Genomic DNA, 12,892 nt, shown 5'->3' with positions numbered 1-12,892 from the left:
TCAAAGCCCCTCTCCACGCGGACTGCAGAGCATTCATCTCTCCGTTTTGCGAAGGGTGGCGAAAAATAGCCACTTTTGACGACCACCTGAAAGCTGGCTACTCCCCCACTGGTGGGCGCGCTCAGATGTATTGATTTGTACGGGGATAAAAGCGAAGGCTTGCACCGTCGCTGCAAATTCAGCGACCGGGCTTGGTAAGCCGATGTCACACAGGTTGCCGAACTGCTGCATGGCGAGAAAACGCAGTCTATGCCGATGCGGGCTACACCGGTGTCGAAAAGAGCGAAGAGCATGGGAGTCGCGAGGCTGTTTGGCAGATCGCAGCTCGGCGTAGCACCTACTCCAGGCTGAAAAAGCGCTTCGGTGAGCAAGGCACGAAGGCTGGACGGATTGAGGATAGGCATGGATGCAGCTCTTTTTTTTGTGTGTGAAGCTGCCACCGTTGGCCGCGAAGCAAATTAGGGGGGCTGGGGCTGTGCCCGGGTTCGCGGAGCGGACACAAAGGACTCCGGCAGATCCGAAGATCTCCCATGCACAGTCCCCATAAAACGACATAGCGAGCACAAAAAATCGCCAGTAATCGAAGTGGGGCGCGTTTGCTTCCTTTGTGTACTCGGGCCGCGACGCCCAGGTAGTTGAATTTGCAGCGACGAGCGGACCATGCAGGCGGTGTCGGTACGCTGTCAGCGCCCAACGCTTGTGAAAACGTTTTTACCTTCGTAGGGCATCGCATTAATTCCATTTATTTTTGATTTATATGACAGGTGGTCTAAATTTCCAATATGCGCGTCCTCGCCGACACCTGCGTGGGAAGCATCTCTGTCAGGGCGGACATGCGGAGGCGCATCCCCGAGGAGGTCGCTATGAGTAACAAAAAAATCAATGGGCCGGATGTAGTCGGAGCGCCCATATCCGATCAGGAACTGGCTGAGCATTTGGAAGACTGCCTTCGTGAAAGTGATCCGGGGCTGTTGGCCGGGGCACTGAGGCACATTGCCCGCTTCAAAGGATTTACCGAGCTTTCGCGTGACACCGGCATTCGGCGAACAACTCTCTACAGGGTCCTCTCTACGGACGCTGATCCAAGTTTTTCGGATATTCTCAAGGTGACCCGCGCACTGGGTTTCAAGCTGCGCTTCGAAGCCGTTTCCGCGAAGAAGGAACAAATCAATGACTACCATTGACGCAGCACCAGTGAAGGGACTGCCGAAAACACGGGAGAGATCAACCAACGCGGTTATCGCCCCCTCTCTCAAAGTCCAGCCAGAATCAGATTGGTTCGACGCTGACAGCGCACTCGACCTGCTCAACTCAATGACACGCAAGAAGCGGCCCTCAGCCGAACCACTGGTACGGTTGTAGGTGCTGGAGACACCTCTCCTAATCAGGTTCGAGCCGGTAGCGCGGAGGCGGTAATGAGCTGCCACCGCGTTTTTATTTGAGGTCAACATGCCGCATCACTCCCCCTGCCGCTTGACCTGTAGGTCCTGTGCGTAGCCCAGCAAGTTGGTCTTGCACTCAGCAAATGGCAGGCCCTGACCAATCAACACCGATTCGCGAAGCTCCACCAGGATGACAAGTTCTAGTTTGTGCGCGCTCAGTTGGTCACGGTCGCCCCCCCTCTCGAAGGCATCAGCAATCACCGCGCCGCTACGCTGTGCCTCGTTGATGAAGTGGTGGCGCTCGTGGTTCTTGTCGCGTGCCTCGTAGCTGATTGCCAGGGCGTCATACATGGCGAGATATCCTACTGAGGCTTCACGGGGGGCGGTGGTCAGCGGTTTCGAGTCGCAGCATACCAAGCCGTCTATTTGCTCGTTGCCCCAGATCTCAAAGTCTACTGATAGCCAGCGGGCGAACTTAGCCGAACTCTCTCGGGATCTGATTGGAGATGCTTGCAAAAAAGCCGACACAGATGATGTCAACAAAGCGCTACGCGAATTGGGGTACCAACGTCAATTTGAAATTGGTGACCCTGAGTTCGCATCCATTGAGCTGTTCAGACCTACGGTGCTGATGAATCTGTAGCCTTAGTCCATCTAACCATAGGCAATGATATTCAACTTTACGGAATGGAGTCCGCCCACGACGTTCTGGAGTTTATGAAAGAGTACGTCCCAACAATCAAAGCGATGACTGAACTCGCTGAAAAAAACTTCGACTAAATTTGTGCAATCCTCCTGAATGCCCTGTAGCGCTGAAGACCTTAGCCTGCGGGGCTTTCAGCTCCCCCGCCCGCCCGATCAAAGTTACGGCACCGATACCGTTGTGACTCCCCCCATTTTTGAAAACACACCAAAACCCAAGTTTTAAAAGTTTTCGCCCAATGAAACCGGGGGCTCCAGCTTTGCACCGTTCGTGACCGCCCGCAGCACCGCTGTGCAACCGCGCTTCATTTCTCTTCCAAACCTTTCATTTTGTGCAAAGGCTAATCCCCTGCAGAGGCCCACGGCCCGCCTGGGCTGGAGAATCGTTTGCACTACATCAAGATTTGCATAAACAACTGACACAAAGCCCGTCGGCGGGAGGGGGATAAGTGCTTTTTCTGATGTTTTTTTCTTCGCCTGGCGATATTTGCACTTAAGTGGCCATGATTGGCAGACAACGCGCCAAAGGAGCAAGCCGTATCTGGTATGGCTATACGCCTCCATTTGGCCGGTTTCCTCAACACGTTATCCTTCCTTCGCAGCACATGACAGTGATCAGCGTTCCAGCACTGCATTTGGGATTTATCCTACAGCCAGTACTTGAACTTCTTGATAACGTCATTCTGCCCAAACTTCTGGTTGGGATTCCTCAAGGACGAACAAGGATGATTCATGAGCGAATACGGAAACGTACCAAAGCCAGCATTGGCCAACCCAGCAAGGGATAAGCGGTATCGCGGCGGCGAGCCTACCGACATGCATGCCAAGCATTGGGCAGAATACCCAGAGGCTGTTCCAGCAAAAAAAACAGCGGAGCCCGGTTTTTACATCGTGCAAGAATCAATGCCGCGATCTGCCCTAGAAGCAGTCCTCTTTGATAAACCTGATAGAGCCGCGCTTGAGAAGTTCAAGCGACTCAACCCGCACGTGACCGGCTACGCCAAGCCAGGTCAACTCATCGTCTTGAGCGATCCGAATAATCAGCAATGCACGCGTGAAGAAGCTCTACTGACAGAAGCGGCCCAGAAGGTGGACGCGGCACTCAAACCCATGAGTGACGCAGAAGCCAGCTTCATGGTTCGCCACCGTGACTCGATAGAGACCACCCTCTCTCTAGGGTCAACGTCTATCGGTGTTGGCGAGTCAATCTTTGCGAAGAACTTGGGAGACGTGAATACCACACTGAAAGATATCGAGGCCTTACATAAGAAGAGTTTTCAGCGTGACGGTCACTTGCGCAGCCCTGAATTTTTTACTGAGCGAGCTCAACTGTTTGCACGGCTTGATAGCCAGCTCACCTTTTTGACTAAAAAAGGTATTGGCTTCCCTGATCATCCGAACTTGAAAACAGCTCTAGGTATATCCAGCAAAAGCCTGGTCCATCACTGGAGTTTGGCGGGCGCACCCGGCCAGATTCCCGGTTATGCCACACACTCGGAAGGTGTAGCCAAAGCAGCCAAATTCGTTAAATACGGAGGCTGGATTGGAACAGCCATTGGGGGCGGGACTTCCTATTTGAAAGTGCAAGACGTTTGCACCGCTGGCAATACGGAAGCTTGTAAAAAAATCAGATTCACTGAGAGTGGCAGCTTTATTGGTGGAGTGGCAGGTGGGGCAGCGGCGGGGGCAGCGCTGACGGGGACAGCTGTAAGCGCAATCTGTGTTGGGCTAGGAATTCCAACAGGTGGTGCTGCCACATTGCTATGTGGCCTTGTCGTCGTTGGGGTCGGTTCTTATGCGGGCGGTGCACTTGTGGGCGCTGGTGGAGAGGCGCTGGGTGAAGGCATATACGAGGTCGTAAAATGAGTACAGCAGCATTTGTAGTCAGCTTACTCTGCGGAGCAGTTCTTCTTGGCATCATCGTTTGGATCGGAATATGCCTGGATCTGGCATACACACGCATGGAGGAGATGCTGGAACACCTGGAGAACAGTTCGGCGGTGATGGTTCGGGCGCCACTTAGGCACGGTGGGCCATGGGGGAAATTATTACTTGTGGGCGGCATATCAGGAATCGTGACGTTCCCGAACTTTTTCATTAAACGCGGAGAGGTAAGCACTGACGATCTAGGCCGCCTTCCATTGGCTTTGAAGCAAAAGCTGGTTTTTTTGCAGTGGAGCGTGTGGGGCTTGTTCGCAGCAATGGCTGTGTTCGTCGCCATATTCAATATAATTAAGGCGTATGAACTCTAGCGCAATCATGCCCCGCCGATGCGGGGCATGACACGTATTTAAGAAATTGCGTACGCTCTGTGAAGCTCGATTGAGACCGCCTCAATGTCCGAATTGTTCAGAGCTCGATCGTAAGCCCTGATAAAGGCGTAACCACCCATCAGCCCTGCTGTGGCCAGCGCCGATCCTTGCCCACCGAGAATATTCCGTCCGCTGAGAGACACCCCGGTCGCGCCTTCGACGATAGGGCTGGTGCCAACTTTGATTTTGGACGTGGGTCCGTCGAACACCGCAAGGATGACGGTCCACGCGGTCGATTTATCGCCGCTTTCCAGTCGGCTGGCCGCCGAGATACTTTCGTAGAAGCCATTCGCACCTGGTGCGAGGATCTGGGCACCGGACGTCATCAAGCGCGCCTGATTGGCCGCAAAAACGGAAGCCTTGACGACCATCGCGTAAGTCATCGACTGCGCGACAGCGACCGTACCCGCCCCGTTTCCGATCTGCTGTGTCCCGTCAAATAAGACGGCTGAGTTACCGCTTGGCCCACCGGTCAACGAAAACGTTGGTTTCCCCCAACCCGTGTACTGAAAGTTGAAGGTGCGGTTGACGATCGGCGCCGGTCCATTTGCCAGCCACGTGTCTACGGCGGCACCGTCGGCCAGCGCAGCCAGGCTGGCGGCATCAAGCTCGTAGATGATATTGGACTGCACATCAGGGATGGTCGGCGTATCGGGCAGCGGGTTGGACAACACACCAGGTGCGCTAATCACGAGGGAAAACATTTGATGCTCCTTACTGCGTTCAGCGCAGCGCGGTGTAGAAAAACTCGGAAATCACTGGGGCACCCTTCGCCGGATCCGGATGGATTTTGTCATCACTGATCAGCGGGGTTTGGCCGGTGCTGGCGTACTTCGCCGGGTCACCCATGGCGGCGTATTGCATGTCCATAAAGGCAATGCCCTGCGTCCAGCACCAGGCGGCGGCGAGCTTGGTGTAAGCACTCATGGGGTACTGACTCGATCGTGTGGTGTCCCACCGCATGGCGACGATGAAGGACGCCCCGGGATGGACTTCCAGATGAGTCGCGACCACGCCCTGCAGGTTGGCGAGAAAGGTCGCCGGCGTAACCGACGCGCCCTGGTCATTGCCACCCAGCATCACCAGCACTGCGTCAGCAGGAATGAAGCCCGTGGCCGTCTTCTGCTGCGTTAACCAGGTCGCGTCGTTCTTGTACCAGTCACCCGACGCCGAACCGCTGGCCGCGCACTTGGAAACGACCACACCCGACGCATTGTTTTCGGTGTAGATGCCAAACAGCGTCGGTGTGCCGGTGACGACTTCCATTCGGAACTTCCAGTTACTACCGGCAGGCAGGACCGGGAAAGGCAATTGCTGGGGACCGACTCCGGCCAGTGACAGCGTGTTCCACTCCTGGGCATCACCCCAGCGATACCGCAGGGTGGAACTCGTGCCGTCACCCAGGAACAACAGCTTCGCCTTCGTCGCTGCGGTCGAGATATCCGCGGTGTCGACGGCGGTGATGCTCACGTACCGAAGGCCTCGATCTCACCGGCGGGATCTTCGGCCAGGTATTGCGGCTCGTTAAACTCCAGGGTGATGTCGACGTCGGCCAGATCGTTGTCGAGCATGGTGATGTCGAACTTCGCCGCCGGCAGGTCGTCACGATCCCGGTCGTTGCCCTCGAGCCAGCTGCCCACCAACGCCATCAAGCGCCCCGGGTGATCGGCGAAACGCTCGAGCGCGATCGTGGCGCTGTAACGCATGTCACCCATGCGCAGGCCGTCGAGGTCCGGTTTCCAGATCAGCTCCAGGTTCACCTGGTCAGTCCAGCTATCGAGCTGTTCCGGCAGCACCAGGCGCCGCTCGATCAGGTAGGTGGTCAAGGCGCGCAGTTTGATCACAACAGCACCGCCGTAATGCGGCCACGGCCCTGCAGTGAGCGGACAGCCTGTTGGCTGAACTCCAGAAAGGTTTCGCCGCGCTCGGGTAGTTCTTTGCCGGTGTTTTCGGCACTTTCACGGCGGGTGACCGTAGCGAACTGGGTCAGCAGGCTGGCCTTGGCGCGGCAGTACACGGCGCGCTTGTACGTCGCTGCGTGAAATGTGCGCTCGGGCAGCACCGTGGTGTCCGCAGATTCCACGGTGGTGACGCCGACGTTCTGCCATTGGCTTTTGCGCTTGGCCAGATCGCGGTTGACCTCGGTCATCGCCGTGGTCAGTTCAGCGGCCAGCATGTCTACCAGGTATTCCGCCGGCAGGCGGTAATCCGCACGCTCGGTGATCTTGTCGTTCAGTTCCTGGGCAATGCTCGGCTCGACATTGAACTGGCGAGAGACGTCGACACTGTACGTCTCGGCGATCGCTTCACGCAGCGCGGCGTATTGCTTCAGAGCACGATTGCTCAAAGATTGCTGGCTCATGTCACAGCACCGGCATCGGTTACGGCGTGTTCGACCTGGTGCGCGACTTCTACCCGCGTGCAACCTCGATCCACTACAGCCTTGAGACTAAAAACACCCTGGTGCTCAAGGCGCAGGACACGATCCAAGGCAGCCGCATCGAGTGGGACGCCGGCTGGAACGATATCGCTCAGGCCTTCCTGACGATCAAGCGAGGCACCACTGGCGGCGGTCAAGTGACCTACAGCGCATCGCGCACCGACGCCTCCGGCCACGCCGACATTGCCTGGGCGATCATGCACGCCCTCGCCCATGAACCCCTCAACACCAATAAACAGCGGCGCAGCCGCTACACCTTCAGCGGATCAAGCACCCATGGGCAAACCAGCAAAAAATCAGCAGCAACCACCGGCAACCGGTCCGATGCGAGCCTTTTCATTCGGTGCGCCGGAACAGGTGCTATCCGAAAACATCGGACATTACCTGGGCGTGTTCGCCACCCACGACGGGCGAACCTACACCCCGCCAGTGTCGCGCCAAGGCCTGGCCAAACTGCTGCGCGCCAACGCGCACCACGGCGCTATTCCGGGATTCAAACGCAACCTGTTGCTGCGTGAGTTCGTATCATCCAAAGGCTGCTCGATCAAAACCATGAGCTGCGCAGCGCTGGATTTCATGGTGTTCGGCGAAGCGTATTTCCGCCGAAACCGCAATGCCTTCGGCCAGGTGCTCGAGATGGATCACCTGCCGGCGATCAACATGCGGGTGAAGGTCGGCGGCGGGTTTGTGATGCTGCAGAAAGACGGCAAAGAGCTGGAGTTCAGCGAAGACGAGGTTGAGCACGTCATGAACTACGACGTGGAACAAAACATCTACGGCGTGCCTGAGTACCTGGGCGGCATGCAGGCGCTGCTGCTCAATGAGGCCGCTACCCTCTTTCGCCGGCGCTACTACAGCAACGGCGCCCACGCAGGCTACATCTTCTATACCAACGACCCGAACCTGACCGAGGAAGACGAAGTATCGCTGCGCGATCAGATCAGTGCGAGCAAGGGTGTGGGTAACTTTCGATCGCTGTTCGTGAACATCCCGGGCGGTACCGAGAAAGCGATTCAAATTATTCCGGTGGGTGACTTCCAGGCCAAGGACGAACTGGAAAAGGTCAAGAACATCACGCGTAATGACGTGATCGCTGCCTGGCGGATGAACCCCGCACTAGCGGGCATCATTCCGGAAAACAACGCAGGCTTTCCGTTCCTTGAGGCCACCGGTGAAGCGGACGCCGGCAAGACCACGTTGATCGTGTTCTTGTGGAAACTTTTTGGACGCCATTACGAGGGCTTCGATCCGAAAAAAGGCACCACATCCGGGCGCAGTCGGGCAATGGGCCAAGTTGCCGGCATGCCCGTCGTGCTGATCGAAGGCGATCGGAATAGCGACGCAGCAAACACAAAATCATTTGATTGGGACGAACTGAAAGACTTTTTCGGCGGCGGTCTGCTGGGCACTCGTGGCGTGAAAAACAATACGAACGAAACCTACGAGCCTGAGTTTCGTGGCACGATCGCTATCAGCATGAACGCCCCAGTGACCGGCCACGAGGCCATCATGAGCCGGATCGTAAAACTGCACTTCCTCAAACCTAAGATCACACCTGAAAGCACCACAGCAGCGGATGCGCTTAACCAGGTGGAAATAGACGAAGTCAGCAATTTTCTTGTTCTAGCGATCAGCCACGAACCGCAGGTGCTGGCTCTATTTGCAGAGAGCTACCCGAAACATCGCGAGTATCTACGTTCCCTGCGAACTCTCGGTTCGGCTCGGATCATCAAGAACCACAGCATGATGCTCGCGGTACTGGACTGTCTCGCCCTTGTACTGCCCCTAAGCGGAACAATGATCGAAGACGCCCGCAGCGAAGTCATCGCAATGGCGCACGAACGTCAGGCCGCGATCGTTACCGATCCGCCGGAAGTGGTCGAATTCTGGCAGGTCTACGAGTACTTGGAATCGCTCAGCAGCGAGCCGCTAGTTAATCACAGCAAGAAGCCCGACGTCATCGCGATCAACCTAAACGGCTTCGCCAAAGTCGCGGCCGAGCATCGCCAGAAGCTCGCAGACATCGGCACGTTACGCCAACTGCTGCGCGACTGCCGCTCCCACAAGTTGATTGACGTCAACCGCACCACGTCCAGCGCCATCAACAGCATTCAACGCAAGAACATGCCACTCAGCCCCGCACCTGAATCGGTGAGCTGCTGGCAGTTCAAGGCCTGACCACCACGGAGAGAAAACATGCACGTTCAAGTCATCACCGGCGCCGGCCGGGAGGGTCATACAGATCGCCTCAAGCACCTGCTGGGCCTACAGGACTGGATGGGGCAACCAGTGTCCGCTCACGCCGAGGCGTACGGAGCAACGGGCTTAGTTGAGATTCTTGAGGTACGTGCAGTAGGAGGCGACACCGAAATCTTGGTGCGGGACTGCACGATAGAACAAATCCACGCGGTACTTAAATGGCAGTCCGCAACAGAGGAAGTGGCCGAGCTTGAGGATCTGCTGATCCACCTGGTCAAGAAGGAAGGTTCGCCACAACTACGTGCCGGCGAAGGCCGGTAATTAAGGTGGTGCCGAGGAGTTACAGCTCCCCGGCACCGACCACCACTGAGGGCAACACCATGGAAGCACAGCACCAAAGCGGCAGCGAATTGAAGGCTAACACAACGCCCAACGATGACGTCCAGTCGGCACGGCATCTGATGGCCATTCGGATCGTCGGCACCGCATTGTTCGATTACCAGGTGCGGAAAACAGACGACGCAAGGATTCGTCTTGAATGCGTAACCAGCTTTGCAAAAGAGCTTGGCGACATCAGCGCACACGAAGTCGCCGTGGTCGCCCAGTTGCTGGCCAGCCGAGGGTCATCAGGGGTCGTTGCGTGAGTACCCGTGAACGTCCAGCAATGGCCAGCAAACGGCTGGACCTGCCGAGCATCTGCGATATATGCGGTACAGCCAGATCCACCCGCAAACACAAAAAATGCAGCCGCATCCGTCAGCACCGTAAAACTGACGAATGGGCCGCAGTGATGGCCGAAAAGGCTGCAATCAAGACAGCAAAGGAACTCCGCTATGTATAACTGCCGATCGCCAGCCAGGTTTGTAGTCCGCCTTCCCGGTGGACTGCGCGTACAGCCAGAATCTGACGTCTGGGTTTCTACTACGCTTGTACCTGAATCCGCCTCTAAACTCGGCTTCCACCAGGTGCGGAAATTGTCAGATTCGGGGGCTGTGCCGTGACCTTGGCCACATCAGGTATTTTGACCTTTCAAGACCTACAGCACATCACTGGCTATCAGCGCAGGTCGGATGTTGAACGATCGCTGATTGACCAGGGCGTGCGACTGTTTCGCGGCCGCACCGGTCCCTGGACAACGCTCGATCTGATTAACCATGCCGGCGGCGTCAAGCCGGCCAGCTCTGAACGGTACGACGTCGATATCATATGAGGCGAGCCAGGAAGCGTAAGCATAATCCCCACATCCCTGCGCATGTCGATCAGGCCGCCCTTCCGGCGGCCGTTTACTTTGATCATCGCGGCAGCGGCGTTTGGTACACCCTTCATTACGACGAGACAGGAAAACAGCGCCGGAAGAATTTAGCGCCGGCGGTCGCCTCACTCGCAGAACTTCACCGAATTATGGACGAGGCGTCCAACATTGATCGGGGCACCCTGCGCTATGTTTGTGAGCAATTCCACGAGAGCGACCGCTATAAAAAACTCAGCCCCAAAACCCACGATGATTACTGCTATTCCCGCGACGTGATGCTCAACGTACCTACCAAACTGGGCAAGCCGCTGGGCGACCTGGCTGTAAAGAAATTTACGGCTGCTCTGGTGCAACGCATCGTCGATCGACTCGCGGATGAAGGCACACCTTCGAAAGCAGCGCACGCACTGCGATACCTGCGGCGCGTATTGCAGTGGGGCCGCAACCGTGGATTTCTGGAAGTGAACCCCGCGCTCGGCATCGAGGCGCCGATCGAGCGTAAACAGCGCCGGCTGCCACGTCACAACGTGATGGACGTCCTGATCGATCGCGCAACTGCACGCGGCCGGCTGGCACGCAATGAACCAGGAGGTTGTCCGGAGTATCTGGCCAGCGTCATGGAGTTGGCCTACCTCTGTCGTCTACGCGGCATCGAGGTCGTAACTCTCACGGACGCTAACGAACTGGACGAGGGACTGTTGACCAACCGACGCAAGGGCAGCCGTGACAACATAGTGCGTTGGACTCCGCGGTTACGTGCGGTTTGGGATAGCGCGAAGGCGCTTCGTGCAAGGACCTGGGAAAGTCGCAAGACGGCAATTCCGATCGCACCATTACGGCGTCACATCATCGTGGCCAGCCACGGCGGCCCGCTTCGCAAGTCCAGCCTCGACACCGCCTGGCAGAGGTTCATCACACTGGCGATCGCGGACGGAGCTGTCACACCGGAGGAACGTTTTGCGCTGCATGACCTGAAACGACGCGGCATTACCGATACGGCAGGCACCCGTGCCGACAAGCAAGAAGCGAGCGGACACCGTGACCCGAAGATGATGGACGTCTACGACCACAGCACCCCGCTCGTATTCCCTTCTGCCGACTAACGTAGTCGGCTTTCGTACTGCCTTGTCGCAACTCAATGTGTCTTTCCGATTGCCTGCTAGCCTGAGAGCGGAAACAACCAACGAAAAAGGACGACGCTATGTCAGACGAACACATGTCTCCCTTGCAACACACCATGCGACAACTCGTGGATCTCTCAATGAGAGAGGGCTATTGCGATATCACTTTCCACAATTCCCCTCCTTTGATAGGTGTTCGCTTAAGTCCCAGACTGAACGCCGCACTTATGTATGGAGCCGGAGCAGCAAAAATCGCTGAACTGATGGACAGGGTGGAAACAAAGAGCGGTGCCGTCTTTCGCGCAGTCGATGTGTGGGTGATTGTCCAATTCCCGTACGGCCTACCTACAGCTGAGGACCTTGCGAGCGTCGATCTTTCGGACGGTGACGCTGAGGTTATCCCTGGTAAGTCGATGAGGCTGATGGCGAAAGAAATCTACCACTGCAAGGACGATGTAGAGACAGCAGCAATGCTTAGACGAGTGCTGGCCGCTTAGTAAAATCCCCATAATCCCACAAGCCCGCGATACATGCGTGCTTTGAGGCGAGACGCGCACTCGACCATTCGCCTCACAGATCGGCTTATTAGGTAGATACCCATGGATCAACCTTCAGCATCGCCTAACCGGCGCATCTTCCTCGGTGCAGGTTCGGATTCATTCCAGATATTCAGCATTACGCAGAATCGAGACGGAAGCATCTACATTGCCGCGCCTGGCTTTGAAGACATTGTATGGATAGTTCCCGCACTCGACCTAGATCAAAAACCTGTGCTTCTTTCATATCAAGCTGGAGGCGACGGGAAGCTCAGCCTTCATGGCACTGGGGTGACCCATGTACGCCCGTATGATCGATCGGGCGCTAGTGGCTTCTCAATTCGGGGTAATCAGCTTCGGAGTGAAGATGGAGATACGCTCGGCATGCGCCATCTGATGACAATTTTTTTGTCAGAACCAAAACTCCGGCCAAACTCTCCGGCTGGGGCCAGAAAGAGTGATGGCTTGTTGACAACAAACCACTGGCATCCCTATGTACTGATTTTTTGGGCGGTCCCAGCAGGGCGATCTATGACCGTCAATGTTCAGGGCTCATTTGCCGTCGATGACCTAGAAGAGGTACCTCCCAATGCAGGATGGGGATCGCTCTTGATGCTCCATCATTCCATTGTGTTTTTTGCATACCGAACAAAACACATGGAACAGTGGCCCTTGAACTCACAGGCTTTCTACAGCGATGGTCATACTGTGCCTTTGATTATAGGCACAGGCGTTGGTCAATTTCGGGTCGAGTTCCGCGAACCGAAATATACGCTGACCAATGACACCCTCTCTATCCAGCTTTGATCCAAGATGGCCTGATAAACCACACTCGCAAACTACACAATGGACTGTGGCATGCTCTGTGGGTGCAATGCACAACTTCAAGGGCCGAGAAATAACTGATACGGCGAACTGAAAGCCCACGTAAGAAGCGAACCAGAGCCC

Annotated in this window: 15 protein-coding genes and 4 pseudogenes; 14 read left to right on the top strand and 5 right to left on the bottom strand. The window is 56.2% G+C overall.

Annotated elements, in window-relative coordinates; genetic code table 11:
• Positions 1-198 precede the first annotated feature (198 nt).
• Positions 199-359 (top strand): annotated as a pseudogene (locus tag ACA051_RS01450) (IS5/IS1182 family transposase); the annotation flags it as partial.
• 504 nt (positions 360-863) lie between these two features.
• Positions 864-1,184, top strand: a complete 321-nt coding sequence (locus tag ACA051_RS01445) for an addiction module antidote protein (protein WP_497373222.1) — start codon at positions 864-866, stop codon at positions 1,182-1,184.
• A gap of 273 nt (positions 1,185-1,457) precedes the next feature.
• Here ACA051_RS01445 and ACA051_RS01440 read toward each other — a convergent pair whose 3' ends face one another.
• Positions 1,458-1,733 (bottom strand): hypothetical protein, encoded by a 276-nt coding sequence (locus tag ACA051_RS01440; RefSeq protein ID WP_497373220.1) that lies wholly within the window; start codon positions 1,731-1,733, stop codon positions 1,458-1,460.
• Positions 1,734-2,816: 1,083 nt separating this feature from the next.
• Between ACA051_RS01440 and ACA051_RS01435 the strand changes: the two genes are divergently transcribed.
• On the top strand, positions 2,817-3,950 hold the full coding sequence (locus tag ACA051_RS01435; protein WP_497373218.1) for a hypothetical protein: 1,134 nt from the start codon (positions 2,817-2,819) through the stop codon (positions 3,948-3,950).
• Entirely contained in the window at positions 3,947-4,336 is a 390-nt protein-coding gene (locus ACA051_RS01430; RefSeq protein ID WP_497373216.1) for a hypothetical protein, read from the top strand. The genes ACA051_RS01435 and ACA051_RS01430 overlap by 4 nt, the downstream gene beginning before the upstream one ends.
• 38 nt (positions 4,337-4,374) lie before the next feature.
• On the opposite strand, the gene ACA051_RS01425 is transcribed toward ACA051_RS01430, so the two are convergent.
• The 4 genes from ACA051_RS01425 to ACA051_RS01410 are packed head-to-tail and all read right to left on the bottom strand — an operon-like array spanning position 4,375 to position 6,758.
• Positions 4,375-5,100, bottom strand: a complete 726-nt coding sequence (locus ACA051_RS01425; protein WP_497373214.1) for a hypothetical protein — start codon at positions 5,098-5,100, stop codon at positions 4,375-4,377.
• Positions 5,101-5,119: 19 nt separating this feature from the next.
• Positions 5,120-5,866, bottom strand: coding sequence for an SGNH/GDSL hydrolase family protein (locus ACA051_RS01420; protein ID WP_497373212.1), 747 nt, complete (start codon positions 5,864-5,866; stop codon positions 5,120-5,122).
• Positions 5,863-6,240 carry a phage tail protein gene (locus ACA051_RS01415; RefSeq protein ID WP_497373210.1) on the bottom strand — a complete coding sequence of 126 codons (378 nt, stop codon included), beginning with the start codon at positions 6,238-6,240 and terminating at the stop codon, positions 5,863-5,865. The genes ACA051_RS01420 and ACA051_RS01415 overlap by 4 nt, the downstream gene beginning before the upstream one ends.
• The gene (locus tag ACA051_RS01410; protein WP_497373208.1) at positions 6,237-6,758 is read right to left on the bottom strand and encodes a head completion/stabilization protein; all 522 of its coding nucleotides are present in this window, start codon (positions 6,756-6,758) and stop codon (positions 6,237-6,239) included. Before ACA051_RS01410 ends, ACA051_RS01415 begins: the two co-directional genes overlap by 4 nt.
• Before the next feature lie 5 nt (positions 6,759-6,763).
• Between ACA051_RS01410 and ACA051_RS01405 the strand changes: the two are divergent.
• The 10 genes and pseudogenes from ACA051_RS01405 to ACA051_RS01360 all read left to right on the top strand — a co-directional run.
• A pseudogene (locus tag ACA051_RS01405) lies at positions 6,764-7,354 on the top strand (phage terminase large subunit family protein); the annotation flags it as partial.
• Positions 7,266-8,000, top strand: a pseudogene (locus ACA051_RS01400) (phage portal protein); the annotation flags it as partial. The pseudogenes ACA051_RS01405 and ACA051_RS01400, both read left to right, overlap by 89 nt.
• Positions 7,986-9,014 (top strand): annotated as a pseudogene (locus ACA051_RS01395) (bifunctional DNA primase/helicase); the annotation flags it as partial. The pseudogenes ACA051_RS01400 and ACA051_RS01395, both read left to right, overlap by 15 nt.
• Positions 9,015-9,032: 18 nt before the next feature.
• Entirely contained in the window at positions 9,033-9,356 is a 324-nt protein-coding gene (locus ACA051_RS01390; protein WP_497373206.1) for a hypothetical protein, read from the top strand.
• 59 nt (positions 9,357-9,415) lie between these two features.
• The gene (locus tag ACA051_RS01385; protein ID WP_497373204.1) at positions 9,416-9,679 is read left to right on the top strand and encodes a hypothetical protein; all 264 of its coding nucleotides are present in this window, start codon (positions 9,416-9,418) and stop codon (positions 9,677-9,679) included.
• Positions 9,676-9,876 (top strand): hypothetical protein, encoded by a 201-nt coding sequence (locus tag ACA051_RS01380; protein WP_497373202.1) that lies wholly within the window; start codon positions 9,676-9,678, stop codon positions 9,874-9,876. Before ACA051_RS01385 ends, ACA051_RS01380 begins: the two co-directional genes overlap by 4 nt.
• 156 nt (positions 9,877-10,032) lie before the next feature.
• Positions 10,033-10,245: a hypothetical protein gene (locus ACA051_RS01375; RefSeq protein ID WP_497307027.1), complete on the top strand. Its 213-nt coding sequence runs from the start codon at positions 10,033-10,035 to the stop codon at positions 10,243-10,245.
• The gene (locus tag ACA051_RS01370; RefSeq protein WP_497373200.1) at positions 10,242-11,390 is read left to right on the top strand and encodes a site-specific integrase; all 1,149 of its coding nucleotides are present in this window, start codon (positions 10,242-10,244) and stop codon (positions 11,388-11,390) included. The genes ACA051_RS01375 and ACA051_RS01370 overlap by 4 nt, the downstream gene beginning before the upstream one ends.
• Positions 11,391-11,488: 98 nt before the next feature.
• A complete protein-coding gene (locus ACA051_RS01365; protein WP_497373198.1) occupies positions 11,489-11,905 on the top strand; it encodes a transposase in 417 nt (138 codons plus the stop codon).
• Between the two features lie 102 nt (positions 11,906-12,007).
• Entirely contained in the window at positions 12,008-12,751 is a 744-nt protein-coding gene (locus tag ACA051_RS01360) for a hypothetical protein (RefSeq protein WP_497373196.1), read from the top strand.
• Positions 12,752-12,892: the final 141 nt, after the last annotated feature.

This window comes from Pseudomonas sp. LBUM1669 (genome assembly GCF_059695705.1).
This window is presented reverse-complemented; position numbering and strand designations above follow the sequence as displayed.

Bases quoted from the DNA above. Each gene is read 5' to 3' on its own strand.
- ACA051_RS01390 (WP_497373206.1), top strand. From the start codon at position 9,033: ATGCACGTTCAAGTCATCACCGGCGCCGGCCGGGAGGGTCATACAGAT.
- ACA051_RS01385 (WP_497373204.1), top strand. From the start codon at position 9,416: ATGGAAGCACAGCACCAAAGCGGCAGCGAATTGAAGGCTAACACAACG.
- ACA051_RS01425 (WP_497373214.1), bottom strand. From the start codon at position 5,100: ATGTTTTCCCTCGTGATTAGCGCACCTGGTGTGTTGTCCAACCCGCTG.
- ACA051_RS01430 (WP_497373216.1), top strand. From the start codon at position 3,947: ATGAGTACAGCAGCATTTGTAGTCAGCTTACTCTGCGGAGCAGTTCTT.
- ACA051_RS01435 (WP_497373218.1), top strand. From the start codon at position 2,817: ATGAGCGAATACGGAAACGTACCAAAGCCAGCATTGGCCAACCCAGCA.
- ACA051_RS01365 (WP_497373198.1), top strand. From the start codon at position 11,489: ATGTCAGACGAACACATGTCTCCCTTGCAACACACCATGCGACAACTC.
- ACA051_RS01445 (WP_497373222.1), top strand. From the start codon at position 864: ATGAGTAACAAAAAAATCAATGGGCCGGATGTAGTCGGAGCGCCCATA.
- ACA051_RS01410 (WP_497373208.1), bottom strand. From the start codon at position 6,758: ATGAGCCAGCAATCTTTGAGCAATCGTGCTCTGAAGCAATACGCCGCG.
- ACA051_RS01440 (WP_497373220.1), bottom strand. From the start codon at position 1,733: ATGTATGACGCCCTGGCAATCAGCTACGAGGCACGCGACAAGAACCAC.
- ACA051_RS01370 (WP_497373200.1), top strand. From the start codon at position 10,242: ATGAGGCGAGCCAGGAAGCGTAAGCATAATCCCCACATCCCTGCGCAT.
- ACA051_RS01360 (WP_497373196.1), top strand. From the start codon at position 12,008: ATGGATCAACCTTCAGCATCGCCTAACCGGCGCATCTTCCTCGGTGCA.